This window comes from Pseudomonas sp. GW821-FHT01A09 (assembly GCF_058986725.1).
Map to the genome: position 1 here is coordinate 25,066 of NZ_JBYSWB010000012.1, position 24,631 is coordinate 49,696.

General features: G+C 62.6%; 21 protein-coding genes and 1 pseudogene. 6 read left to right on the forward strand and 16 right to left on the reverse strand.

Annotated features, from left to right (window positions below; all coding sequences use genetic code 11):
- Positions 1 to 132 precede the first annotated feature (132 nt).
- On the forward strand, positions 133 to 1,350 hold the full coding sequence (locus AC3WJP_RS15270) for an argininosuccinate synthase (RefSeq protein WP_493724214.1): 1,218 nt from the start codon (positions 133 to 135) through the stop codon (positions 1,348 to 1,350).
- A 71-nt stretch (positions 1,351 to 1,421) separates the two neighbouring features.
- Here the strand turns inward: AC3WJP_RS15270 and AC3WJP_RS15275 are convergent, their stop codons facing one another.
- Complete coding sequence (locus tag AC3WJP_RS15275; protein WP_493724213.1) at positions 1,422 to 1,943, reverse strand: hypothetical protein; 522 nt, start codon at positions 1,941 to 1,943, stop codon at positions 1,422 to 1,424.
- Between the two features lie 509 nt (positions 1,944 to 2,452).
- Between AC3WJP_RS15275 and AC3WJP_RS15280 the strand changes: the two genes are divergently transcribed.
- Positions 2,453 to 3,085 carry a response regulator gene (locus tag AC3WJP_RS15280; RefSeq protein ID WP_493724212.1) on the forward strand — a complete coding sequence of 211 codons (633 nt, stop codon included), beginning with the start codon at positions 2,453 to 2,455 and terminating at the stop codon, positions 3,083 to 3,085.
- 82 nt (positions 3,086 to 3,167) lie between these two features.
- Here AC3WJP_RS15280 and AC3WJP_RS15285 read toward each other — a convergent pair whose 3' ends face one another.
- The 4 genes and pseudogenes from AC3WJP_RS15285 to metG all read right to left on the reverse strand — a co-directional run bounded on the left by AC3WJP_RS15285 (position 3,168) and on the right by metG (position 7,099).
- Complete coding sequence (locus AC3WJP_RS15285; protein ID WP_493724211.1) at positions 3,168 to 3,347, reverse strand: PA3496 family putative envelope integrity protein; 180 nt, start codon at positions 3,345 to 3,347, stop codon at positions 3,168 to 3,170.
- Positions 3,348 to 3,484: 137 nt separating this feature from the next.
- Positions 3,485 to 4,123, reverse strand: a complete 639-nt coding sequence (gene nth / locus AC3WJP_RS15290) for an endonuclease III (protein ID WP_493724210.1) — start codon at positions 4,121 to 4,123, stop codon at positions 3,485 to 3,487.
- Between the two features lie 20 nt (positions 4,124 to 4,143).
- Positions 4,144 to 5,043 (reverse strand): annotated as a pseudogene (rsxB, locus tag AC3WJP_RS15295) (electron transport complex subunit RsxB); the annotation flags it as partial.
- Between the two features lie 13 nt (positions 5,044 to 5,056).
- Positions 5,057 to 7,099, reverse strand: coding sequence for a methionine--tRNA ligase (gene metG, locus AC3WJP_RS15300; protein WP_493724209.1), 2,043 nt, complete (start codon positions 7,097 to 7,099; stop codon positions 5,057 to 5,059).
- Between the two features lie 156 nt (positions 7,100 to 7,255).
- Between metG and apbC the strand changes: the two genes are divergently transcribed.
- A complete protein-coding gene (gene apbC / locus AC3WJP_RS15305; protein WP_493724208.1) occupies positions 7,256 to 8,350 on the forward strand; it encodes an iron-sulfur cluster carrier protein ApbC in 1,095 nt (364 codons plus the stop codon).
- Positions 8,351 to 8,636: 286 nt separating this feature from the next.
- Here the strand turns inward: apbC and AC3WJP_RS15310 are convergent, their stop codons facing one another.
- Complete coding sequence (locus AC3WJP_RS15310) at positions 8,637 to 8,846, reverse strand: cold-shock protein (RefSeq protein ID WP_010221054.1); 210 nt, start codon at positions 8,844 to 8,846, stop codon at positions 8,637 to 8,639.
- 409 nt (positions 8,847 to 9,255) lie between these two features.
- On the opposite strand from AC3WJP_RS15310, the gene dcd reads away from it, so the two are divergent.
- The 3 genes from dcd (at position 9,256) to AC3WJP_RS15325 (ending at position 11,098) form a co-directional block, all read left to right on the forward strand.
- Complete coding sequence (dcd, locus tag AC3WJP_RS15315) at positions 9,256 to 9,822, forward strand: dCTP deaminase (protein WP_002554836.1); 567 nt, start codon at positions 9,256 to 9,258, stop codon at positions 9,820 to 9,822.
- A 108-nt stretch (positions 9,823 to 9,930) separates the two neighbouring features.
- Complete coding sequence (locus tag AC3WJP_RS15320) at positions 9,931 to 10,146, forward strand: hypothetical protein (protein WP_493722203.1); 216 nt, start codon at positions 9,931 to 9,933, stop codon at positions 10,144 to 10,146.
- A gap of 88 nt (positions 10,147 to 10,234) precedes the next feature.
- Positions 10,235 to 11,098 carry a transporter substrate-binding domain-containing protein gene (locus tag AC3WJP_RS15325; RefSeq protein WP_493722202.1) on the forward strand — a complete coding sequence of 288 codons (864 nt, stop codon included), beginning with the start codon at positions 10,235 to 10,237 and terminating at the stop codon, positions 11,096 to 11,098.
- On the opposite strand, the gene pdeM is transcribed toward AC3WJP_RS15325, so the two are convergent.
- The 10 genes from pdeM to AC3WJP_RS15375 all read right to left on the reverse strand — a co-directional run bounded on the left by pdeM (position 11,043) and on the right by AC3WJP_RS15375 (position 24,563).
- Positions 11,043 to 11,747, reverse strand: a complete 705-nt coding sequence (gene pdeM / locus AC3WJP_RS15330; protein WP_493722201.1) for a ligase-associated DNA damage response endonuclease PdeM — start codon at positions 11,745 to 11,747, stop codon at positions 11,043 to 11,045. The two genes, AC3WJP_RS15325 and pdeM, sit on opposite strands and share 56 nt — an antisense overlap.
- The gene (locus AC3WJP_RS15335; protein ID WP_493722200.1) at positions 11,744 to 14,230 is read right to left on the reverse strand and encodes a ligase-associated DNA damage response DEXH box helicase; all 2,487 of its coding nucleotides are present in this window, start codon (positions 14,228 to 14,230) and stop codon (positions 11,744 to 11,746) included. The genes pdeM and AC3WJP_RS15335 overlap by 4 nt, the downstream gene beginning before the upstream one ends.
- 188 nt (positions 14,231 to 14,418) lie before the next feature.
- A complete protein-coding gene (locus AC3WJP_RS15340; protein WP_493722199.1) occupies positions 14,419 to 15,183 on the reverse strand; it encodes an ABC transporter ATP-binding protein in 765 nt (254 codons plus the stop codon).
- Positions 15,184 to 15,196: 13 nt separating this feature from the next.
- Complete coding sequence (locus tag AC3WJP_RS15345; protein ID WP_493722198.1) at positions 15,197 to 16,312, reverse strand: succinylglutamate desuccinylase/aspartoacylase family protein; 1,116 nt, start codon at positions 16,310 to 16,312, stop codon at positions 15,197 to 15,199.
- A gap of 8 nt (positions 16,313 to 16,320) precedes the next feature.
- On the reverse strand, positions 16,321 to 17,031 hold the full coding sequence (locus AC3WJP_RS15350) for an ABC transporter permease (RefSeq protein ID WP_493722197.1): 711 nt from the start codon (positions 17,029 to 17,031) through the stop codon (positions 16,321 to 16,323).
- Positions 17,028 to 17,756 (reverse strand): ABC transporter permease, encoded by a 729-nt coding sequence (locus AC3WJP_RS15355; protein ID WP_493722196.1) that lies wholly within the window; start codon positions 17,754 to 17,756, stop codon positions 17,028 to 17,030. Before AC3WJP_RS15355 ends, AC3WJP_RS15350 begins: the two co-directional genes overlap by 4 nt.
- 71 nt (positions 17,757 to 17,827) lie before the next feature.
- Complete coding sequence (locus tag AC3WJP_RS15360) at positions 17,828 to 18,610, reverse strand: transporter substrate-binding domain-containing protein (RefSeq protein ID WP_493722195.1); 783 nt, start codon at positions 18,608 to 18,610, stop codon at positions 17,828 to 17,830.
- A gap of 247 nt (positions 18,611 to 18,857) precedes the next feature.
- Positions 18,858 to 20,570, reverse strand: coding sequence for an ATP-dependent DNA ligase (locus AC3WJP_RS15365; RefSeq protein WP_493722194.1), 1,713 nt, complete (start codon positions 20,568 to 20,570; stop codon positions 18,858 to 18,860).
- A complete protein-coding gene (locus AC3WJP_RS15370; protein WP_493722193.1) occupies positions 20,567 to 21,604 on the reverse strand; it encodes a ligase-associated DNA damage response exonuclease in 1,038 nt (345 codons plus the stop codon). The genes AC3WJP_RS15365 and AC3WJP_RS15370 overlap by 4 nt, the downstream gene beginning before the upstream one ends.
- A gap of 415 nt (positions 21,605 to 22,019) precedes the next feature.
- Positions 22,020 to 24,563 carry a penicillin acylase family protein gene (locus tag AC3WJP_RS15375; RefSeq protein WP_493722192.1) on the reverse strand — a complete coding sequence of 848 codons (2,544 nt, stop codon included), beginning with the start codon at positions 24,561 to 24,563 and terminating at the stop codon, positions 22,020 to 22,022.
- Between the last annotated feature and the right edge of the window lie 68 nt (positions 24,564 to 24,631).

Here is a 24,631-nt window from a genome sequence, read left to right on the forward strand (position 1 = left end):
CACAGCGAAGGAGCAGGCTCCAAAAACCTTATAAACCGTCGCTTTGTCGTCATTGGCTGTCGCGCCACTGTAAATCCGTGGGTTTGAACGGTAGAATCAGCGGTTTTCCGTACAACCCCGTGGAGTGATGGCATGGCGGACGTAAACAAGGTCGTTCTGGCGTATTCCGGCGGCCTGGACACTTCGGTGATCCTCAAGTGGCTGCAGGATACTTATAACTGTGAAGTCGTGACCTTCACCGCTGACCTGGGTCAGGGCGAAGAAGTCGAACCGGCACGCGCCAAGGCTCAGGCCATGGGCGTCAAGGAAATCTACATCGACGACCTGCGCGAAGAGTTCGTGCGCGATTTCGTGTTCCCGATGTTCCGCGCCAACACCGTCTATGAAGGTGAGTACCTGCTGGGTACCTCCATCGCTCGTCCGCTGATCGCCAAGCGTCTGATCGAAATCGCCAACGAGACCGGCGCCGACGCCATCTCCCACGGTGCGACCGGCAAGGGCAACGATCAGGTGCGCTTCGAACTGGGCGCCTACGCCCTCAAGCCTGGCGTCAAAGTGATCGCTCCATGGCGTGAGTGGGACCTGCTGTCCCGCGAGAAGCTGATGGATTACGCCGAAAAGCACGCCATCCCGATCGAGCGTCACGGCAAGAAGAAATCCCCCTATTCCATGGATGCCAACCTGCTGCACATCTCCTATGAAGGCGGCGTGCTGGAAGACACCTGGACCGAGCACGAAGAAGACATGTGGCGTTGGACCGTCTCCCCGGAGAACGCTCCCGACAAGCCACAGTACCTCGAACTGACCTACCGCAACGGTGACATCGTGGCGCTGGACGGCGTCGAGATGACCCCGGCCACGGTGCTTGCGACCCTCAACCGCATCGGCGGCGAACACGGTGTCGGCCGTCTCGATATCGTCGAGAACCGTTACGTGGGCATGAAGTCCCGTGGCTGCTACGAAACCCCGGGCGGCACCATCATGCTGCGCGCGCACCGCGCCATCGAGTCCATCACCCTTGACCGCGAAGTCGCGCATCTCAAGGATGAATTGATGCCCAAGTACGCCAGCCTGATCTACACCGGCTACTGGTGGAGCCCTGAGCGTCTGATGTTGCAACAGATGATCGACGCCTCTCAGGCCCACGTGAATGGCGTGGTTCGCTTGAAGTTGTACAAGGGCAACGTCATCGTTACCGGCCGCAAGTCCGACGAGTCGTTGTTCGACGCGAATATCGCTACCTTCGAAGAAGATGGCGGCGCCTACAACCAGGCCGACGCGGCGGGCTTCATCAAGCTCAATGCTTTGCGCATGCGTATTGCTGCCAACAAAGGTCGCAAACTGTTCTGACCGACGGTTGCCGACTGAAAAAGCCCTGGCTCATGCCGGGGCTTTTTTTCATCCGTAATGTGGTGACGCTTTCAGGTGCTCAGGCGATCGCTGCTGACCAATATGACCACTTGGCTGTCCACGGTCTGCTGGTCGCTGGCACGCGACAATGCGCTGATTTTTTCGATCAGTTCGAAGCAATGGTGGCGGTCCCTGACATGCTGACAGTCGATCACATGCACCAACCCTCCCGGTAAGGGGAGATACGTCGACTCGGCAATCTTGCTGGCGGTTCGGGCGGCAATCGCCAACTGATTGTAGTCATTGGCGGATCCGGGGATTTCTGCGGATATTTGATTGCTAGCATTTTGTGTCTTCAGAAAGTTCTCCTGATCAGTAAAGTCCGACGGCGAATAGAGTGCGCGGTTATTGAAGTTGAGTGTCACGAAAAACAACAATGTCAGAAAAGGCGGGAAGCCGATCAGGAACCAGGTATATATGTACTGATTGTCCGATTCGAGCAGGGGAAGTGATGCAAGTGCCGACGCTTCGATAGTCGCCGCAAAGATAGCAATGATCGTCAACGGGCTTTTGGCTAATTTCGTGCTTTCCATAAATCTGCGCTCCAAGTTGAAGTGGCGCTGCAAGCCGGTTCCTGCCGGGCGAGTCCGCGCGTCGCGCGCTTCGCGGCACAGCGTCAGGCTCGATCCAGAGATGCGCGGGTGGTTTTCTCGATTGTCTCAACCGCGCTGGGGGGCGACGGCGTACATAGATAGCGCGCGTAGATTCAACGGATCGCTTCATTAAATGAAATAACAGGTTAAAACATTTAGCCGAGTTGGATGTTACTCGGAAACGCCTTGTGAAGATTGCAGGTGCCTGTTCGTTTGCTGATCACTGAACGCTTGTGTACCGTTTGCAGCTTGCCGAGAGACAGCTTTTGGCGAGCGATGCATGACGATGCAATAGGGTGACGCCGGAAGGATCTTTTGTAGGAAATTTCGTTCTCTGTTGTAGGAATCGTCTCGACTGCTAGTTGGATGGAGTGCTGCGATGCAAACGGAAGAAAGACTGCGCTATCTTGCGCGCTCTAAAAATTCTAACAGCGAAATTTGGATGCCCCATGAATAGAGTGCTGATCGTGGATTATCATCCGGTCGTTCGCCTGGCGGTGCGCATGCTGATGGAACGGCACGGCTACGAGGTGGTGGCGGAAACCGATAATGGCGTCGATGCCCTGCAACTGGCGCGGGAACACAAACCGGACATCGTCATTCTCGACATACGTATCCCCAGGCTCGGCGGCCTGGAAGTCATTCATCGCCTGACGGCGCCGGTGCATGCTCCACCCGTCAAGGTGCTGGTGCTGACCTCGCAGACCCCGGGCCACTTTTCCGGACGTTGCATGCAGTCCGGGGCCGCTGGGTATGTGTGCAAGGAGCAGAATCTCACGGAGCTGCTGAGCGCCATCCGCGCCGTGCTTTCCGGGTACAGCTATTTTCCCAATCAGGCCTTGCATTCAGTCCGGGCCGACATGGCGAACGCTTCGGAGGCTGACATGGTCGAGCGCCTTTCGGGGCGAGAAATGATGGTGTTGCAACAATTGGCCCAAGGCAAGAGCAACAAAGAGATCGCTGAGGGCATGTGCCTCAGTAACAAGACGGTGAGTACCTACAAGACTCGGCTGCTCAGCAAGCTCAATGCCCGCTCGCTGGTAGACCTGATCGAGCTCGCCCAGCGCAATGGTCTCGTCTGAACCCTGCCAGACGCAGGTCGCTGCCCGGTGCCATGCAAGGATCGGCACCATTGTGGCAAAAAGCGTTCGCAGGCGTCAGGGGCTAGATATCGAAGTCCAGATCGGCCAGGCGCTTTTGCAGCCGTCGTTCTTCCAGCAGGTTGTCGATGGTGCGGCGCTTGCTCAGGTTGGTCTTGGCGACTTCAACCGGTGCTTCGGTGTCGTCGGTATCGCCCGCGACGAAATCTTCATCGACATCAAGTTGTTCTTTACCAGTGCTCATCTGTCCTCTCCAGGCATGGGCCGTTGGCGCCTCTTATAGCGATATTCGCAGAGCGGGTAAAAAAGATTTTTTCAATCGGGTGATGGGCTTTTTCTATAAAGCACCAATGAAGAGCTCACTAACAGTCCTGCAAGCCCTTAATCGTCCGAGGTCTTGAACTTGTAGTCGCATAGATCTTCGACGCGGCAACTGCCGCACCTGGGCTTGCGCGCCTGGCACACATAGCGGCCGTGCAGAATCAGCCAGTGATGAGAGTCCAGCAGATATTCGCGCGGCACGAACTTCATCAGAGCCTTTTCCACGTCCACGACATTCTTGCCAGGTGCCAGCCCTGTGCGGTTCGAGACCCGGAAAATATGGGTGTCCACCGCCATGGCCAGCTGTCGAAACGCGGTGTTCAGTACCACGTTGGCAGTTTTGCGGCCTACTCCAGGCAAGGCTTCGAGGGCTTCTCGCGTCTGCGGGACCTCACCGCCATGCAGCTCTAGCAGCAAGCGGCAAGTCTCGATGACGTTCTTGGCCTTGCTGTTATACAGACCGATGGTCTTGATGTATTCCGACAGCCCTTCAACGCCCAAGGCATGGATCGCCGCCGGGGTATTGGCCACGGGATAGAGCTTGGCGGTGGCCTTGTTGACCCCGACATCGGTGGACTGCGCCGACAGAATCACTGCGATCAGCAATTCGAATGCCGAGGTGTAGGCCAATTCGGTTTTTGGTTCGGGATTGTCCTCGTGCCAGCGGCGGAACATTTCACGGCGTTTGAGGGCATTCATCGAGGACGACAATCCTGAGCAGAGGGGAGGATAGGGGGCTGCAGGCGAAGCAGCCGGGCTTCGGCGGCATCGAGTTCATCCTGCAAGGTCTGCAGGCGGGCGAACTGTTCGGCGGTAGGCGGCGAATCGTAGGCCTGGCGTGTCTTGTTGACCTGGGCGCGGGTCATGGCGACGGCGGTTTTCGCCTGCTTCAGCGCGGTATTCTGGGCCAGGGCCTTTTGCGCCTTGATCCGTTCGATCGCCGAGAGTGGCGCGCTGGGGGCAGGGCTTTCTAAAGTGGCAGGCACCGCGGCGGCAGCGAGTCTGGCCTGCCGCGCCAGGTGTTTGCGTTGCAGATCGCGCTGCAGGCGCGCAGTGCGATGCTCGAAGCGCCGCCGGGCCTGATCGCGTTTACCAGCGCGGACCTGCCGTTGCGCGGGTGTCAGGTTCAGGTCACCGACCAGAGCCATCAGCGGCCGCGCCAAAGCTGTCAGTGGTATCAGATCGATACAGTCCACCGGGCAGGGCGCCACGCACAGATCGCAGCCGGTGCATTCGTCGATCAACACGGTATGCATCTGCTTGGCAGCGCCGAGGATGGCGTCCACCGGACAGGCCTGGATGCATTTGGTGCAGCCGATGCATTCCGCTTCGCGAATATAGGCGACCTGGGCGGGGGCATTGCCACGTTGCAGGTCCAGCTCGATGATCTCGGTTTGCAGCAGCTCGGCGAGAGCGGCAATGGTTTCGCTGCCGCCGGGCGGGCAGCGATTGATCGGTTCGCCAGCAGCGATGCCTTGTGCATAGGGCTTGCAGCCCGGATGGCCACATTTGCCGCATTGGGTCTGCGGCAGCAGGGCATCGATGCGTTGTATCAGGCTCATGGGGTCGGTCGAGTGGCGGTGCGGGTATGGGAAATGAACCGACCTGGCATGTGCCAGGCCGGCACCTGGACTACTTGATACGCTGACCCGGCTTCGCGCCGCTGTCCGGGCTGAGCAGGTAGATTTCGTCGCCTCCCGGGCCCGCCGCCAGCACCATGCCTTCGGACATGCCGAAACGCATTTTGCGTGGCTTGAGGTTGGCGATCATCATGGTCAGCCGCCCTTCGAGCTCGGCCGGGTTCGGGTAGGCGCTCTTGATGCCGGAGAACACGTTGCGCTGTTGATCGCCGATGTCCAGCGTCAGGCGCAGCAGCTTGTCGGCCCCTTCGACCGCCTCGGCCTTGAGGATCAGCGCGACGCGCAGGTCGACCGCGGCGAAGGCGTCGAACTCGATCTCGGCCGCCAGTGGCTCCTTGACCAGTTCGCCGTTGCCGGTGGCTGCCGCGCCGGTATCGCTGGCGGCCAGGTCTTCCTTGGAGGCATCGCTCATGGCTTGCACCTTGACCGGATCGATACGGTTCATCAGGGCCTTGAACGGATTGAGCGGGTGGTCGGCCAGCAAGGTCTTGTGGTCGTCCCAGGTCAGCGGCGCGACGTTTAGGAAGGCTTCGGCGTCGGCGGCCAGGTTCGGCAGCACGGGCTTGAGGAAAATCACCAACTGGCGGAACAGGTTCACGCCCAGCGCGCAGATGGCCTGGACTTCATCCTGTTTGCCTTCCTGCTTGGCCAGCGACCAAGGGGCCTTTTCGGCGATCCAGGCGTTGGCGCGGTCGGCCAGGGCCATGATTTCGCGCATGGCGCGGGCGAAATCGCGGTTTTCATAGGCGTCGGCGATGCTCGGCGCGGCGGCCAGGAAGGCATCGGTCAGCTCGGGCGCGGCGTTGCCGGCGATCAGAGTGCCGCCATTGCCCTTGTGAATGAACCCCGCGCAACGGCTGGCGATGTTGACCACCTTGCCGACCAGATCGGAATTGACCTTCTGCACGAAGTCATCGAGGTTGAGGTCGAGGTCATCGACGCCGCGGCCCAGCTTGGAGGCGTAGTAGTAGCGTAGGTACTCCGGCGCCAGGTGGTCCAGGTAGGTGCGCGCCTTGATGAAGGTGCCGCGGGACTTGGACATCTTCTGACCGTTGACGGTCAGGTAGCCGTGCACGTTGAGCGCGGTCGGCTTGCGATAGCCCGCACCTTCGAGCATGGCGGGCCAGAACAGCGCGTGGAAGTTGACGATGTCCTTGCCGATGAAGTGGTACACCTCGGCGGTGGAATCCTTGGCCCAGTAGGCATCGAAGTCCAGTTCCGGGCGGCGCGCGCAGAGGTTCTTGAAGCTCGCCATGTAGCCGATCGGCGCATCCAGCCATACATAGAAATACTTGCCCGGCGCGTCGGGGATCTCGAAGCCGAAGTACGGCGCGTCACGGGAGATGTCCCAGTCGTGCAGGCCGGCGTCGAGCCACTCGGCGAGCTTGTTGGCGACGGCATCCTGCAGGCTGCCACTGCGGGTCCAGGTCTTGAGCATGTCCTGGAATTCGCTGAGCTTGAAGAAGAAATGCTCGGAGTCCTTGAGTACCGGTGTCGCCCCGGAGATCGCCGACTTGGGGTTTTTCAGCTCGGTCGGGGCGTAGGTAGCACCGCATTTCTCGCAGTTGTCGCCGTACTGATCCTCGGTCCCGCATTTGGGGCAGGTGCCCTTGATGAAGCGGTCGGCCAGGAACATTTTCTTGTCCGGGTCGAAATACTGGGTCACCGAGCGCGTGGCGATATGCCCGGCAGCGCGCAGCTTGAGGTAGATCTGCGACGACAGCTCGCGATTCTCTTCGGCGTGGGTCGAGTGGAAATTGTCGAAGTCCACCAGGAAATCGGCGAAGTCGGCGCTGTGCTCGGCCTTGACCTCATCGATCAGTTGCTCCGGGGTGATGCCCTGTTTTTCCGCGCGCAGCATGATGGCCGAACCGTGAGCGTCGTCCGCGCAGACATAGGTGCACTGATTGCCGTAGTGCTTCTGGAAGCGCACCCACATGTCGGTCTGGATGTACTCGAGCATGTGGCCAAGATGGATGGAACCATTGGCATAGGGCAGGGCGCTGGTGACGAGAATCTTGCGGGGCTCGGACATGGGGCTCGGCTACTTGAACGGGATCGAAGACCGACCACTATAAAGCCCGGGGCGTTTTTTTTCATCCCCGGGCATTGCCCGAGTCGCTGTTGATGTGCCGCGATAAGCGCTAGGATAGCCGCCTATTTTACTCAGTCTTTATTTCCGGGAGTGTCCATGAGCGCCGTCAACCGCGCAGCGGTGGAAGCCGTCCTTCGCCAATATACCGATCCTTACCTGAATCAGGACCCTGTCAGTGCCGGATGCGTGCGCGCCATCGATATCGACGCCGGCAAGGTTCGCGTCCAGCTCGAGCTGGGCTATGCAGCCGGCCTGTTCAAGTCCGGTTGGGCGCAGATGCTGCAACTGGCCATCGAAGGCCTCGAGGGCGTGACCTCGGCGCAGGTCGAGGTGGCGTGCGTGATCGCCGCGCACAAGGCTCAGGCGCAGATTCCCGGCATGGCCAACGTCAAGAACATCATCGCCGTGGCATCCGGCAAGGGCGGTGTGGGCAAGTCGACCACCGCGGCCAATCTGGCCTTGGCGCTCGCCCGCGAAGGTGCTCGGGTGGGGATTCTCGACGCGGACATCTACGGTCCGAGTCAGGGGGTGATGTTCGGGATCGCTGAAGGCACTCGGCCCAAGGTCAAGGAACAGAAGTGGTTCGTGCCCATCGAGGCTCATGGCGTGGAGGTGATGTCCATGGCCTTCCTCACCGACGACAACACCCCGATGGTGTGGCGCGGGCCGATGGTCTCGGGGGCTCTGCTGCAACTGATCACCCAGACGGCCTGGAACGATCTGGATTATCTGGTCATCGATATGCCGCCGGGCACTGGCGATATCCAGTTGACCCTGGCGCAGAAGGTCCCGGTCAGCGGCTCGGTGATCGTCACCACGCCCCAGGATCTGGCGCTGCTGGATGCGAAAAAGGGTGTCGAGATGTTCCGCAAGGTCAACATCCCGGTACTGGGGGTGGTCGAGAACATGGCCGTGCACATCTGCTCGCAGTGCGGCCATGCCGAGCACCTGTTCGGTGAAGGCGGCGGCGAGAAGCTGGCCAGTCAGTACGGGGTCGAGCTGCTGGCCTCGTTGCCGCTGTCGATCCTGATTCGCGAGCAAGCCGACAGCGGCAAGCCGACGGCCATCGCCGAGCCGGACAGCCAGATCGCCATGATCTATCAAGAGCTGGCCCGGCAAGTGGGTGCGCGGCTGGTGTTGCAGGATGCGGCCAGTCCGGCGATGCCGAATATCACCGTTTCCGACGATTGATCGTCACCTCTGTGGCGAGGGGGCTTGCTCCCGATACGGTGTGTCAGTCACATGATTTCTGGCTGACACACCGTATCGGGAGCAAGCCCCCTCGCCACAGAGGTTCCAGCCACAGAGGTTCCAGCAACAGAGGTTCCAGCAACAGAGGTTCCAGCAACAGAGGTTCCAGCCATAGAGGTTCCAGGCACAGAGGCCCCAGCCATAGAGGTTCCAGGCACGAAGTTTCCAGCCACAAAAAAGCCCCGCCTTTTGAGGGGCGGGGCTTTTCGAAGCTTTGAAGCAGAAGTTAGATAACTTCGACTTCTTCAGCTTGCATGCCTTTCTGACCGCGGGTAGCGATGAAAGAGACCGCTTGGCCTTCTTTCAGGCTTTTGAAGCCGTCAGCCTTGATGGCTTTGAAGTGTACGAACAGGTCGTCACCGGATTGTGGGGTGATGAAGCCGAAGCCTTTTTCATCGTTGAACCACTTGACGGTACCGGTTTGGCGATTGGACATGGTGTATCTCCTTGGACAAAGTTAACTGCGGTTCAGGAAATGCCCTGGCCGAGACTGAGTGCAAAGAGCAGGAAAATTCGTGAAGATGTAAAACATCGTGTAGAGATTCTCAGAGACATAAGCAACACAGTGACGCCACCATAAACCTTTTTCCGAGAGGTGCCAATAACCTTTAGCACCCTTTGCAGTATTTCGTGACCGAAGATGCGTCGCCAGCGCTGCAAGCCGCATGATCCATGGCTTTGGCAACGGCACCTGTGGCCATCTGCCACAGCCTGTGCAAGGCCCGCAGACCGCGGCGCTCGCCTGCAAATGGCGCAGGTCCTTTAACCCGCGAGCCGGGCCCGGTAAGATGCCCGTCAGATTTTCTTCACCTCGCTATTCACCTCGTTATTCAGGACAGCCCGCCATGAGCATCAAATCGGACAAGTGGATTCGCCGCATGGCGCAAGAGCACGGCATGATCGAACCTTTCGTCGAGCGCCAGGTGCGCGGCGAGGGCGCCGATCGCGTCATCTCCTTCGGTGTGTCCAGCTATGGCTACGACGTGCGATGCGCCGACGAATTCAAGGTATTCACCAACATCAACTCGGCGACCGTCGATCCGAAGAACTTCGACGAGAAGAGCTTCGTCGACATCAAGAGCGACGTCTGCATCATCCCGCCCAACTCCTTCGCGCTCGCCCGCACCGTCGAGTATTTCCGCATTCCGCGCAACGTTCTGACCATCTGCCTGGGCAAGAGCACCTATGCCCGTTGCGGCATCATCGTCAACGTCACGCCGCTGGAGCCGGAGTGGGAAGGCCACGTGACCCTGGAGTTCTCCAACACCACCACCTTGCCGGCCAAGATCTACGCCAACGAGGGCGTGGCGCAGATGCTCTTCCTGGAATCGGACGAAGAGTGCGAAGTGTCCTACAAGGACCGCGGTGGCAAGTACCAAGGACAGCGCGGCGTCACCCTGCCACGCACCTGACCTGCCTGCGGGCCGACGAAGCGACGGAATTAGTCGCCGAAAACGCACTCTATTGAGCGAATTGCCCCCGTTCGTGGCTACGAGCGGGGCCACTGCTCAGGAGTGCCTATGAAAATCGACCCGACCATCAGCGCCCAACTGGCCAAGCTGCAACCCAATCAGATCGGCGTGCTTGCCTGGTCATTGCTTGCCGATCCGTATGCGCACCTGGCTGGCGGTATACCCGGTCAGCCGGATCAGGATCCCAATCCTGATTTTCCTCAGCCCACCGAACCTGGCAGCCCCACCCAGCCGGATGAAGCGCCGCCCACGCCGGTGGCCTGATTCATCGATCTGTCAAAGCGCACCTGTTGTCGGCTAATCTGCTCGGCGCCCCTTGGGCCTTCAGATAATTCCGACAATAAGGTCTGCCATGTCCTCGTCTTCCCGACTCAAGCCAATAGCGCGGCGCTGTGCCATCGGCGTTTTGCCCTTTGCGCTGCTCTTCTGCGCGCCTGTTTTTGCAGCCGATGCCTCTGAAAAGTCTGCGGTCGTCACGCCCGCCGCCAGCAACCACCTGCAACAAATCCTCGCCCGCGGTACGCTGCGCGTCGGCACCACGGGCGATTACAAACCCTTCAGCTACCGTAACGGCGACAACGACACCTTCGTGGGGCTCGATATCGAGATAGCTCAAGGACTCGCCGATTCGCTTGGGGTCAAACTGGAGCTGGTGCCTACGACCTGGCCGACGCTGATGGCGGATCTGCAGGCCGATCGCTACGACCTGGCCTTGAGCGGCGTTTCGGTAAACATGGAGCGCCAGAAGCAGGCGTTTTTCTCCGAGCCCTATCAGCGCGACGGCAAGACCCCGATCACCTTGTGCAAGAACCAGAGCCGATTCCAGACGCTAGCGCAAATCGACAAACCCAAGGTGCGGGCCATCGTCAATCCGGGCGGCACCAACGAGAAGTTCGCCCGTGCGCAGCTCAAGCAGGCGCAGATCATCGTGCATCAGGATAACGTCACCATCTTCCAGCAGATCGTCGATGGCAAGGCCGACCTGATGATGACCGATGCGGTGGAAACCCGGCTGCAGCAAAAACTACATCCCGAGCTCTGCGCCGTGCACCCGGACAAACCCTTCGACTTCTCCGAAAAGGCCGCCTTGCTGCCCCAGGACATCGTGCTCAAGCAGTACGTCGACCAGTGGCTGCATCAGGACATCGCCAGTGGCCGGTTCAGCCAGCGATTTCAGCGTTGGCTGGCCTATCCGTGGCCGGTGGCTCGTCATTGATCGGCCACACCCGACCATCGCCGCTGACGAACAGGCGCACTCCGGCCTCGCGTTGCACCGCGTAGCCACCGGTAAAGGCGCCGAAGGCCGGCAGCACGCTGACTTCGGTGCCGATCTGGAAGCACGGCAGGCGCAGGCTCTGGCGGCCCTTGCCGCGTAACCGGTAGACCGGATGCACGTGCCCGGCCAGCACATGCAGACCCGGACACGGCGTGGGCTCGTGCTGCAGGGCGAAGGGCCCCAGGCGCAGCGGCTCGGTGACCACTTCGAAGCCGAGCTCGGCGGGTGGATCGCCGGCGCGCAGATCGTGATTGCCCCGTATCAGGATGATGCCCAGCCGCGGATGCCGGACCCGCCATTGCGCCAATGCCGCCAAGGTGGTGATGGCATGGGAACCGGGACCATGGAGGAAGTCCCCAAGAAACACCAGGGCGTGGCTGGGATACTGGGCCAGCAGTTGATCCAGCACCTGCAGATTGCTTTGCGTGGTGCCGTGGGGCACCGGCTGGCCCAGGCGCCGATAGGCCGCAGCCTTGCCGAAATGCGCATCGGCCACCAGCAGGACTTTCTGCTCGGGCCAATAGGCGGCTTTTTCCGGCAGCAACCACAGCTCGGTGCCTGCCACGCTGACGGGATGATAGGCCGTCATGCTCGCTCCTCAGGGCCGGCGGCCTGTTCCAGGTCGCTGACCATGCGCTGGATGCGGTCGGCGAGTTTTTCCGAGCTCAGGCTTTCGCGAAAACGCTCGACCATCAGCGGGAAGGCCAAGGGCGTGGCGCGCTTGATCGGGTGGATGTCCAGGCGCCGCTGTTGCAGGCGTTGCAAGGTTTGCTCGAGGCGCTGCACGTCGAGCTCCTGGCGCAGCACTTCCTCCTGGGCCTGCCCGAGCAGCAGATTGCCGGCGTCATATTGTTTGAACACCTCAAAGAACAGCCCGCTGGAGGCCTGGACCTGACGCGTGCTCTTTTGCGCGCCCGGGTAGCCGCCGAATACCAGACCGGAGATCCGCGCGATTTCGCGAAAGCGCCGCAGCGCCAGCTCGCCGGCATTAAGGCTAGCGAGCACGTCGTGCAGCAGGTTGTCCGGGCTGAGCCAGGTGCCCGTCAGCGCCTCTGGCCAATCGACGGGCGTGGCGCTGAGCAGCTCCAGGCCGTAGTCATTGACGGCGATCGAGAAGCTCAGCGGCCGGTGCTGGCTCAGGCGCCAGGCCAGCAGACTGGCCAGCCCCAGATGCACCTGGCGCCCGGCGAAGGGGTAGAGAAACAGGTGCCAGCCTTCGCGGGACTTGAGGGTTTCGGCCAGCAAGGTGTGGCTCGTGGGCAGTGCCGACCACTGACTCTGCAACTCCAGCAGCGGCCGCACGGCTTGCAGCGCAGGGCTGTGGTACTCGCCGCGGGCAGCGGCGTCGAGTTGCTCCACCACGGCATCGGCCAATTCACTCGACAGCGGCATGCGCCCGCCATTCCAGCGCGGCACCGCCGCCTTGCGTGCGGTCGAGCGCTTGACGTAGGCGGTCATGTTCTCGACCCGCACCAGCTCCAGCAGGCGCCCGGCAAACAGAAATCCATCGCCGGGCCGCAGCCGCGCGATGAAACCTTCCTCGACACTGCCCAACGTGCGGCCACCGCCGCCTTTGCTCCAGAACTTCAACTGCAGGCTGGCATCGCTGACGATGGTGCCAATGCCCATGCGATGGCGCCGACCCAGGCGCGCGTCCGGCACACGCCAACGGCCTTCGGCGTCGGGCGCGACCCGTTGGTAGTCCGGATAGGCAGTCAGCGAGTGGCCGCCGTGGCGCACGAAGGCCAGGGCCCAGGCCCATTCCTCGTGGGTGAGGTCGTGGTAAGCCCAGGTACTGCGCACTTCGGCCAGCAACTCGGAGGGTTCGAAGCCGCCACCCAGGGCCATGCTCACCAGATGCTGAACCAGTACGTCCAGCGGCTTGTGCGGCGGTTCACGGGCTTCGATATGGCGCGCGGCGACAGCGGCCTGAGCGGCGGCGGCCTCGACCAGTTCCAGGCTGTGGGTCGGCACCAGGGTCACCCGCGACGGACGCCCGGGGGCATGGCCGGAGCGCCCGGCACGCTGCATCAGGCGCGCGACACCTTTGGCCGAGCCGATCTGCAGCACCCGTTCGACCGGCAGGAAATCCACCCCGAGGTCGAGGCTGGAGGTGCACACAACCGCGCGCAACTGACCCTCCTTGAGGGCCTGCTCGACCCAGTCGCGAGTTTCGCGGGCCAGCGAGCTGTGGTGCAAAGCAATCAGCCCGGCCCAGTCAGGGCGTGCTTCGAGGATGGCCTGGTACCAGACTTCAGCCTGGGCGCGGGTATTGGTGAACACCAGGCAGCTGCCGCAGGCGTCGATCTGCTCGGTGACCTGCTTGAGCATCCGCAGGCCCATGTGTCCGGCCCAGGGGAAGCGCTCGATGGTCGGCGGCAGCAGGGTGTCAACCAGCAAGGTCTTGGCGTTTTCACCTTGCACGCTGATGCCGTCGCCAGCCGGCAGCAGCACCTGTTGCGCCTGCAACTGGTTGCCCAAGGTGGCGGAAATACCCCAGACCATCAACTGCGGCTGCCAGCTGCGCAGGCGCGCCAATGCCAGTTGCAGCTGCACACCACGCTTGTTGCCGAGGAGCTCATGCCATTCGTCGACCACCACCATGCGCACGCTGGCGAGCTCGCTGGCGGCGTTTTCGCGGGTCAGCAACAGGGTCAGGCTTTCCGGAGTGGTCACCAGAGTGCTCGGCAGGCGCCGGCTTTGGCGCGCTCGTTCACTGCTGCCGGTGTCACCGGTACGCAGGCCGAGGCTCCAGGGGATGTTCAGGTCGTCGATGGGGCGCTGCAAGGCGCGCAGCGTATCGGCGGCCAGGGCGCGCATGGGTGTGATCCACAGCACGGTCAGCGGCGCCATCACCGGCTTGCGTTTGCCCGTCACCGGTGCCGCGGGCGCTGGTGCCAGATGCCTCAACGCGGCGAACCACAGGGCGTAGGTCTTGCCGGCACCGGTGCTGGCATGCAGCAACCCCGACTCGCCGCGCTTGACGGCGGCCCACACGGCCTTCTGGAAGGCGAAAGGTTTCCAGCCGCGGTCGGCGAACCAGTGCTTGGCTATATCGCGAGGTGCTGGCATGCCGGGTCGGTGAACTCCTGTGGGGGGTAGTTCACAGACCCTGCCATGGCCTCGATAGTTGCGAAAAACTCAGTAGCGAGGGGGCTTGCGCCCGACAGCCGCTACCGGCGACATAGATGTCGGGGCACGGGTTTTCGGGAGCAAGCTCCCTCGCTACAGGGCAAGAGGATCGTTTGGCCTTCGCAGATTTACTTGAGGTTGCCACTCAAGAACTGCCGCAACCGCTCGCTTTTCGGATTGCCCAGCACCTCGGCCGGTTCACCGTGCTCCTCGACCAGCCCCTGATGCAGGAACATGATCTGATTGGACACCTGGCGGGCGAAGCTCATTTCGTGGGTCACCATGATCATCGTGCGGCCTTCTTCGGCCAGCGCCTGGATCACCTTGAGCACCTCGCCCACCAGCTCCGGGTCGAGCGCCGACGTCGGCTCGTCGAACAGCATGATTTCGGGCTCCATCGCCAAGGCCCGGGCGATCGCCACCCGCTGCTGCTGGCCGCCGGAGAGGAAGGCCGGATATTGATCGGCGACCCGGGCCGGCAAGCCGACCTTGTCCAGATAACGGCGCGCGCGCTCTTCGGCTTCCTGCTTGCTTACCCCCAGCACCCGGCGCGGTGCCATGGTGATGTTTTCCAGCACGCTCATGTGGCTCCACAGGTTGAAGTGCTGGAACACCATGGCCAGGCGGGTACGGATGCGCTGCAGCTCGTCGGCGTCGGCCACGCGCATGCCATTGGCATCGCTGACCATGCGCACCTGCTTGCCGTCCAGGCTCATGGCGCCATCGTTGGGGGTTTCCAGAAAGTTGATGCAGCGCAAAAAGGTGCTCTTGCCCGAGCCGCTGGCGCCGATCAGGCTGATCACGTCGCCGGTCCTGGCCTTGAGCGAAACGCCCTTGAGCACCTGGTTGTCGCCGTAGCTCTTGTGCAAGCCATCGATCGTCAGTTTGTACATGCGCAAGGAGTCCTCAAGGAGAAAGAAGGTAGCCGCTGCGGTAGGCTTCACGCCCGGCGACATGGGCGACGACCATGCCGGCGGTGGCCATGCGCCGCAGCGAACGGGCGTAGAGCAGGCCCGCTTGAGTGTTACGGACCAGGGTCACCTGATCCGTGATCGGGTCGATGACTTCGGCAATCAGCGTGCCGGCCTCGACGTAATCGCCTGGCACGGCAAAGAACACCAGCAAGCCACCGGCCGGGGTGGTCACCGGCTCGACGGCGGCAAGCGGGGTGGCCGGCTGCAGCAGTTTGGGCAGGAACTCGGCCGCACCATCGATTGCGCCATAGTGGCTCAGGTAATCGAGGATTGCCTTGCAGTCGGCAATTGCCAGCGGGTGGCTGACGTCGTGCTGGCCGCGCAATTCCACCGTCACCGAAAAACTGCTCAACGGCAAACGGTCACCGAAGCGCTGCTGCAGGTTCCACCACACCAGCGAAAAGCACTCGTCGAACGACTGGCCGCCCGAGTCGGTGGCCAGCAGGCTGGCCTGGGTCCCCAGATACCGCGACAGCGCCTCGACCCGTGGCCAGGCTTGCGGAGTGGTGTACAGGTGCTCGACGGCCTCGAAGTCGCAATGCAGGTCGAGGACCATTTCGGCGTCGCAGGCCAGGCGTTGCAAGGTCAGGCGCTGGGACTGCAATTGCGTGGTCGGCACTTCGCGTTCGAGGGCTTCGCGCAGGTGCTGGCGGACCAGGTTGGCGTTGTGCGCCGGATCATCGTCGAGCAGGTTTTCGATGGCATCGCCGACCGCCTGGCTCAGATCGACGAAGCGACGGTTGAAGTTCTCCCCGCTTTCGAGCTCGTAGCGGCCCAGCGGAGTGTCCATCAGCACCTGTTCCAGACCGGCAGGGTTGGCGATCGGCACCAGCACGATTTCGCGGCGCAGGCGGCCTTCGGCTTCGAGCTCGCGCAAGCGTTGCTTGAGGTGCCAGGCCACCAGCATGCCGGGCAGTTCGTCGGCGTGCAGCGAGGCCTGGATGTAGATCTTGCCGTTGGCCGCGGCCTCGGGGGCAAAGTGGAAGCTGTGGATCTGCCGCGCGGTGCCAGGCATCGGGGCAATCAGGCTGTGGGTACGATGTTCCATGACAGGTCCTAGTGCGCCGGGCCGAGAAAGGCCAGCCAGCGACGTTCAGCCAGGCGGAACAGTCCGACCAGGGTGAAGGTGATGGCGAGGTAGATGAGAGCGGCGATCCCGAACGACTGGAAAGTCATGAAGGTCGCCGAGTTGGCGTCGCGGGCGACCTTGAGAATATCCGGGATGGTCGCAGTGAACGCTACGGTGGTGGAGTGCAGCATCAGGATCACTTCGTTGCTGTAGTAAGGCAACGAACGGCGCAGCGCCGAGGGCATGATCACGTAAGCGTAGAGCTTCCAGCCGCGCAGGCCATAGGCTTTGGCCGCTTCGACCTCACCGTGGTTCATGCTGCGAATGGCACCGGCGAAGATCTCGGTGGTGTAGGCGCAGGTGTTCAGGGCGAAGGCCAGTAGGGTGCAGTTCATGGCGTTGCGAAAGAACGGCCCCAGCACGGCTTGATCACGGACCGCTTCGAGGCTGTAGATGCCGGTGTAGCAGATCAGCAACTGGATATACAGCGGCGTGCCGCGGAACACGTAGGTGTAGAACTGCACCGGCCAGCGCACCCAGAACTTGCTGGAAACCCGGGCGATGGACAACGGGATGGAGAGGAAGAAACCGATGAAGATCGAGGCGCTGAGCAGCCAGAGGGTCATGGCCAGGCCGGTCATGTTGACGCCATCGGTGTATAGGAAGGCTTTCCAGTATTCCTGCAGAAGTTCGATCATCGGACGGCCTCACGGGTACCGGCGCTGTAGCGGCGCTCCAGGCGGCGCAAGACGAAGTTGGAGGCGCTGGTGATCAGCAGGTAGATCAGCGCCGCCAACACCAGGAAGTAAAATAGCTCGTAGGTGCTCTTGCCGGCATCCTGGGCGTTCTTCACCAGGTCGGCCAGGCCGATCAGCGACACCAGCGCCGTGGCCTTGAGCATGACCTGCCAGTTGTTGCCGATGCCCGGCAGGGCGAAGCGCATCATTTGCGGGAAGATCACGTAGCGAAACCGCTGGCCACGGGTGAGGCCATAGGCGGTGGCCGCTTCGGCCTGGCCGCGCGGCACGGCGAGGATCGCGCCGCGAAAGGTCTCGGTGAAATAGGCGCCGTAGATGAAGCCCAGGGTAATGACCCCGGCGGCGAAAGGGTCGATCTCGATGTAGTCCCAATCGAGGGCATCGGTCAGATTGCTCAGCCAGGTCTGCAGGCTGTAGAAGATCAGCAGCATCAGGACCAGATCAGGCACACCGCGAATCAGCGTGGTGTACACCTGAGCCGGGATGCGCACGGCCTTGACGCTGGACAGCTTGGCACTGGCGCCGAGCAGGCCGAGCAGTACGCTCACCAGCAACGACAGCACTGCCAACTTGATGGTCATCCAGGTGCCTTCCATCAGCAGCGGGCCAAAGCCCTTCAGGCTGAGGGAGCCAAGCCCCAGAGTTTGTAGTAGGGAATCAAACATGTATCAAACCTTTTGCGCTCGATAAAACGCCCGCTCCCTCGTGAGGAGCGGGCGTTGCTGCAGGGTCGCGCTTATTTGCCGCTGTACAGGTTCAGATCACCGAAGTGTTTCTTCTGGATAGTGGCGTAGGTGCCGTCGTCGTGCAGGGCCTTGATGCCCTTGTCGATCAGCGCCTTGAGTTCCTTGTTGCCTTGCTTGATGCCGACAGCGGTCTTGGAGGGCAGCAGTTCGTTGTCGATCGGCTTGCTGACTTCGTAGTCGGCGCCCTGTGGCGACTTCAGGAAGCCCAGCTCGGCTTGCAGCATGTCTTGTACCGAGGCGTCCAGACGACCGGAAGTCAGGTCGGCGTAGACCTGGTCCTGGTTGGCGTAGGCTTGGGTCTTGACCCCAGCCTTGTCGAGGACGGCCTTGGCGTAGGCTTCCTGAATGGTGCCTTGCTCGTAGCCGACGGTCTTGCCCTTCAGGGACGCGACGTCGTCGCTCAGGCCTGCACCTTTTTTGAACACCAGGGCGGTCGGGCCGGAGAACAGTTCGGTGGAGAAGTCGATGGCTTTCTCGCGGACCGGGGTCACGGTCATGGACGAGATCACACCGTCGAACTTGTTGGCTTTCAGGCCCGGGATCATGCCGTCGAAGTCGCTTTCGACCCAGACGCACTTGACCTTCAGCTCGGTGCAGATGGCGTTGCCCAGGTCGATGTCGAAGCCGACCAGGCTGCCGTCGGCGGCCTTGGATTCAAACGGTGCATAGGAAGGATCGACCCCGAAACGCAGCTCTTTGTATTCCTTGGCCAGCGCGCTACCGGCAGACAGACAGAGAGCCAGTGCAGAGAGGGTCAGCAATGCTTTTTTCATTGTGCGGTCCTTGAAAACCAAAAATACGTGCGAGCACGCGAGTTCTGTTACCGGCTATCGCCAGACATCAGGGTAATAGCAATATTCGCACCATAGTCCATGAACGAGCCGGTGTCGCGGCGCGTGGGAATTGCTTTTCGTCGCAGTTTCGACCGAATGGTTTTTTAGCGACGTATGCGCCTGTCTATATCAGTGCGCATAACGGTGCGTGGCCAATTTCGTGCGCCATTGTGGTGCTTCGACGACCTCAACTCAACAGGTCTTGTAACATTTCCAGACTGTCCGCTTCGTCCACCGGCTTGTCGTGGCGCCAGCGCAACATGCGCGGAAACCGCACCGCAATCCCGCTTTTATGGCGTTTGGACAAGGCAATGCCTTCGAAGCCCAGTTCGAACACCAGTGTGGGGGTAACACTTCGCACCGGGCCGAACTTCTCCACCGTGGTCTTGCGAATGATCGCATCGACCTGGCGCATCTCGGCATCGGTCAAACCTGAGTAGGCTTTGGCGAACGGCACCAGGTTGCGCTCGGAACTGCCCGGCGGGCCATCCCAGACCGCGAAGGTGTAGTCGCTGTAGAGGCTGGCGCGACGGCCATGGCCGGCCTGAGCGTAGATCAGCACGGCGTCGACGCTGAACGGATCGACCTTCCATTTCCACCAGACGCCCATGTCCTTGGTGCGGCCGACGCCATAGAGCGCCTCGCGGGCCTTGAGCATCATGCCTTCGACGCCCAGGCGCCGGGACTCCTGGCGCAGCTCGGCCAGCTCGGCCCAGGTGTTACCGCTGATCACCGGTGAAAGCCGCAGCACCGCCTGGCCCTGGCTGGCCACCAGTTGCTCCAGGGCCTCGCGGCGCTGCCACTGCGCGGTACTGCGTTGATCCTCGCCGTGCCATTCGAGCAGGTCGTAGGCCAGCAGCACCACGGGCACTTCGTCCAGCAGCTTCTTGCCCAGGGTCTTGCGGCCGATGCGCTGCTGCAACAGGGCAAAGGGCTGCACTGCCGGTGCGTCTTGCGGGTCATCGAGCTGCTCCTCGAGGACGAAGTCTTCAGGCGCGGTCTCGGTACTGCGCGCGGGTTGCTTCCATACCACGATTTCGCCATCTATCACCGTGCCGTCCGGCAGGCTTGCACCCAGCACATGCAGCTCGGGGAAGCGGTCGGTGACCAGTTCTTCACCCCGCGACCAGATCCACAGGCGGCCCTCGCGCTTGACCAGTTGCGCGCGAATGCCGTCCCACTTCCATTCAACCTGCCAGTCACTGCAGGGGCCGAGCACGGTGTCGAACTGTTCGACCGGCTGCTGCAGGGCATGGGCGAGGAAGAACGGATAGGGCTGGCCGCCGCGCTGGGCGTGCTCGTCATCGGATTCGGGGGCAATGAGTTTGAGGTAACTGGCGGCCACGGGGCGGTGCGACAGGTCGGTATAGCCCACCAGCCGCTGGGCCACGCGCTTGCTGTCCAGGTCGGCCAGCTGCGCGAGGGCGCGGGTGACCAGCAGCTTGGAGACGCCGACGCGAAAACTGCCGGTGATCAGCTTCAGGCACACCATCAGGCTTTGCTGATCGAGTTGCGCCCACAGAGGCGGCAGGCGCTCTGACAACGTTTCCGGCGGCAGCCCGCGCAGGGGCAGCAGTGCGTCCTCCAGCCACCAGGCCAGGCCTTGCTCAGCGCTGTGGGGGTTTTCCGGGAGCACCAGGGAAACGGTCTCGGCCAGATCGCCGACCGCCTGGTAGCTCTCTTCGAACAGCCACTCGGGCAGCCCGGAAAGCCGCGTCGCCAGTTCGCGCAGCAGGCGCGTGGGGATCAGCTGGCGCGGGCGGCCGCCGGCCAGAAAGTACACCGCCCAGGCGGCGTCTTCAGGGGCGGCATGGCCGAAGTAATCCTGCAGGGCCTGCAGCTTGGCGTTGCTGGAGGTGGTGGCGTCAAGTTCGGCGTACAGGGCGGCAAAGGCTTTCATGGTGCGGCATCCGCAGTCGGCTCGGCGCTGCTCTCGGGGCTGTCGTCTTCATCGCCATATTCCGTGGCGAACCCTTGGGCATCCAGCCCGCGCTGCTCACGCAGGTAGCGTACCAGCACGTTGACCGAGCCGTGGGTGACCATCACCCGCTCGGCGCCGGTCTGCTCGATGGCCCACAGCAGCCCCGGCCAGTCGGCATGATCGGAGAGGATGAAACCACGATCGACACCGCGCCGCCGACGGCTGCCGCGCAGGCGCATCCAGCCGCTGGCGAAAGCGTCGCTGTAGTCACCGAAGCGGCGCATCCAGGTGCTGCCGCCGGCCGAGGGCGGGGCGACGATCAGGGCGCTGCGCAGCAGCGGATCGGTCTTCTTGAAGTCGCCGGCGTAGAGCGTTGGCGGGATGTCGATGCCGCCTTCGCGGTACACCCGATTCAGCGGCTCGACGGCGCCGTGGCAGAGGATGGCGCCGATGCTGCGGTCGATACCGTGCAGCAGCCGCTGGGCCTTGCCGAAGGCATAGCAGAACAGCACGCTGGCCTTGCCGGCCTCGGCGTTGGCGCGCCACCACTGATTGACCTCGGCGAAGATCTCGGCCTGGGGCTGCCAGCGGTAGATGGGCAGGCCGAAGGTCGATTCGGTGATGAAGGTGTGACAGCGCACTGGCTCGAAGGGCGCGCAGGTGCCATCGGCTTCGACCTTGTAGTCCCCGGAGGCGACCCAGACTTCGCCGCGGTGCTCCAGGCGCACCTGGGCCGAGCCGAGGACGTGGCCGGCAGGGTGGAAGCTCAGGGTGACGCCGTGATGGACCAGGCGTTCGCCGTAGTCGAGGGTCTGCAGGTTGATGTCCTGGCCCAGGCGGGCGCGCAGGATGCCGGCGCCGGGGGCGGCGGCGAGGTAATGCTCATTACCGGTCCGGGCGTGGTCGCCGTGGCCATGGGTGATGATCGAGCGCGGCACCGGGCGCCACGGGTCTATATAGAAGTCGCCAGCGGGGCAGTAAAGGCCTTCGGGGCGGGCGATGACAAGGTCCATGGGCTGGCCGGGGTGGAGGGCTTGTCAATTATGAGGGGGGGCGTCGGCGGGAAGTTCAGCCAGATGCGTACCTTGTGGCGAGGGGGCTTGCCCCCGATAGGGTATGTCAGCCAGTGAAGTAGCGGCTGACACGCCGCCTCGGAGCACGCCCCTTGTGGCGAGGGGGCTTGCTCCCGATAAGGTATGTCAGTCAGTGAAGTAGCGGCTGACACGCCGCCTCGGAGCACGCCCCTTGTGGCGAGGGGCTTGCCCCCGATAGGGTATGTCAGTCAGTGAAATAGCAGCTGACACGCCGCCTCGGAGCACGCCCTTTGTGGCGAGGGGGCTTGCCCCCGATAAGGTATGTCAGTCAGTGAAATAGCGGCTGACACGCCGTATCGGGAGCAAGCCCCCTCGCCACAGGGTGCAGTACTGATTATTTGCCAGGCACCAAGGTCAAGCGCTGCGTGCCATAGGCTTTGTCGAAGTTCTGCCGCTGCATCGGGAACGACACGTACTGCGCCTTCAGCCAGGCATCGATGCCATCCGCATAGTGCGGGCTGGCCGGGTTGCCGGACTGTCCGGTGCTGTTCAGACCCATCATCGGCTCGAGCTGGCCGAAGTCGATGATGATGCGCATCGCCGGCGCCAGGAAGGTGTCGAAGTTCTGCCCGCCCCAGTGATAGGCCGAGGCGTTCAGCGTGCTCTGATCGCCGCCGGCCGGGTACGGTCCGCGGTCCAAGGTGCTGCTTGCGGCGCTCAGGCCCAGGCGCTGGCTGGCGCCGAGCAGTGGCGCGAGTTTGGTGCTGTCGGACTTGAAGGTGTAGGTATGCAATTTGCCCCACTGCCAGGCCTTGCGATCGCCGCCCAGCAGGTTGTCACCCGCGGTCACCGCGCTGGCCAGACTGCGGGCCAGAATGGTCGGTTTGTCTTCCTTCTGCGGGGTGCGCACGTCATCCCAGAACGGGCTGTCCTCGCGGCCCAGCAGGTGATCGGCCTGGGCTGAGTAAGAGAGGTCGGCGTTGGCTACGAAGGCTTTCCAGGTCGGGCTGTCTTCCGGGCCCAGTTCGTCGAGGAAGATCTGCTTGGCGCTCTCCTGCAGGAACAGCTCGTACAGCGCCGCATCGGCCGAGGTCGGGCTCAGGCGGCCATCGAATGCCATCAGGCGCGAATAGGCTTCGCGGGCTTTGGCGCGATCACCCTCGGGCAACGCATCGATGGCGGCCTTGAGCGGCTTGGCCATACCTGGGGCTTCGAACATCTTCTTCAGCTTGTCGGCGAAAGTGGTGGTCTGGTCGTACTGCATGGCGATCATGCTGCGGGTATCTTGCTGGGTGGCACTGGCCAGTTGCGCCAGACGCTCGCTGCGCTCCGGGTAGTACCAGGAGTTGGACAGCTGCATGCCATAGCCCTTGCCGATGGTGCGCTGGTTGGCGGTGCCGAGCCAGCCCTGTGCGGGGTCCTGATCATAGGGGTGCAGCATCGGGTCGGCGTAACCGTCCCAGTCGTAGCGCGAATCCCAGCCCGGCGATGGCACCAGGCCCAGGCCGTCCTTGCGGTTAGGGTAACGGCCGGTGACTTGCCAGCCGATGTGCTGGGCGTCGGCGAACACCAGGTTCAGCGCTACGGCGCGAATCTGCCGGCTGGCGTCGGAGGCCTGCTCCACGGTCTGCGCGCGGGACAGATCGAAGAACGCGTCGAGGCTCTTGTCGTCCTTGAAGTCCGGCGTCTGCAGCGCCAGGCCATAGCCGCTGCTGAAGCTCGAAGGCTGCAGGTCGAGCTGCTTTTGCCCCAGGGTGCCGTTGAGCAGCGGGCCATGGCGGGTTTCGTAGACGGTCTCGCGGACCGCCTGCTGGCCCTTGATGAAGAAGGTCTCATTGCGGGCCACGGCCGGTAGCCATTTGCCGTCGGCTTGATACATCAAGCGGCTGCCTTCGCGTTTGACCTTCTCCAGAAACAGGTCCTGGTTGTCGCCCATGACCATGGTCATGCCCCACGCCACCTTGCCGTTGAAGCCGGCGACGATGGCCGGCACACCGGCGATGGAAACGCCAGCGGCCTGATATTTCGGCGCGCTGATCTGCACGTAGTTCCAGGCCGAGGGCAAGGAGATCGGCAGGTGTGTGTCGTTGGCGAACAGGGTCTTGCCGCTACGGCTATGGGACGGCGCGATGGCCCAGTTGTTGGAGGCGGCGACGCCGAGCATGCTCAGGTCGGTAAGTTGTGCGACCACCTTGTCGAGGTCGCCAAGGCTGGCCAGTTGACCGCCCAGGTTCAGCCCCTTGAGCTTGCCGGTTTCGTCAAAGGGCAAGGCCTCGTCGGGGTAGGTCGGCAGCAGCCAGGCGAGCTTGTCGGCGCCGACTTTTTGCGTCAGCACCAGCGCGTTGATTTCTTCCTGCAGGTTGACCGAGAGGTTGAAGTTGACCAGGCAGAAGATCAGCGCCGAGTCTTCGGGCTTCCAGTACTCGGGCTTGAAGTCGGCCTGGGCCAGGTCCATCGGCAGGTTGTCGCGGTAGCGGAACAGGTAGGCGTTGACGCCGCGGGCGTACACCTCGAAGAAGCGCTTGAGGCGTGGCGAGGCGCCGGCGTACAGCTCGTCGGCGCGACGCTTGAGGTTGACGGTGCGCATGAAGCGGTCGACGTCGAGCACGCCCGGGCCGGCCATTTCCGCCAGGCGCCCTTGTGCGAGCAGGCGCATGCCGACCATCTGGCTGATGCGATCGCTGGCGTGTTCATACCCCAGGGCGAACAGCGCGTCGTGGAAGCTGCTGCTTTCGATCAGCGGCATGCCCAGCCGGTTGTGGCGGATCGACACGTTGTTGGCCAGCCCGGTCAGCGGTTGCACCCCGGTGGTCGGCGGCACGCTGGCGGAGTAGCGGTCTTCGAGCCAGCCCTGGCAACCGGCCAGGCTCATCAACGCGGTGACGGCGGCGGCAGTGCCGAGGGTGGGGAGAAAGCGAAGGCGGGCGGACGAGGCCATGGGTGAAACTCCTGCGGGTCTGGCGTCGGAAAGGCGCTACGTTAGTGAGCGCATCGACGCCACGCAAG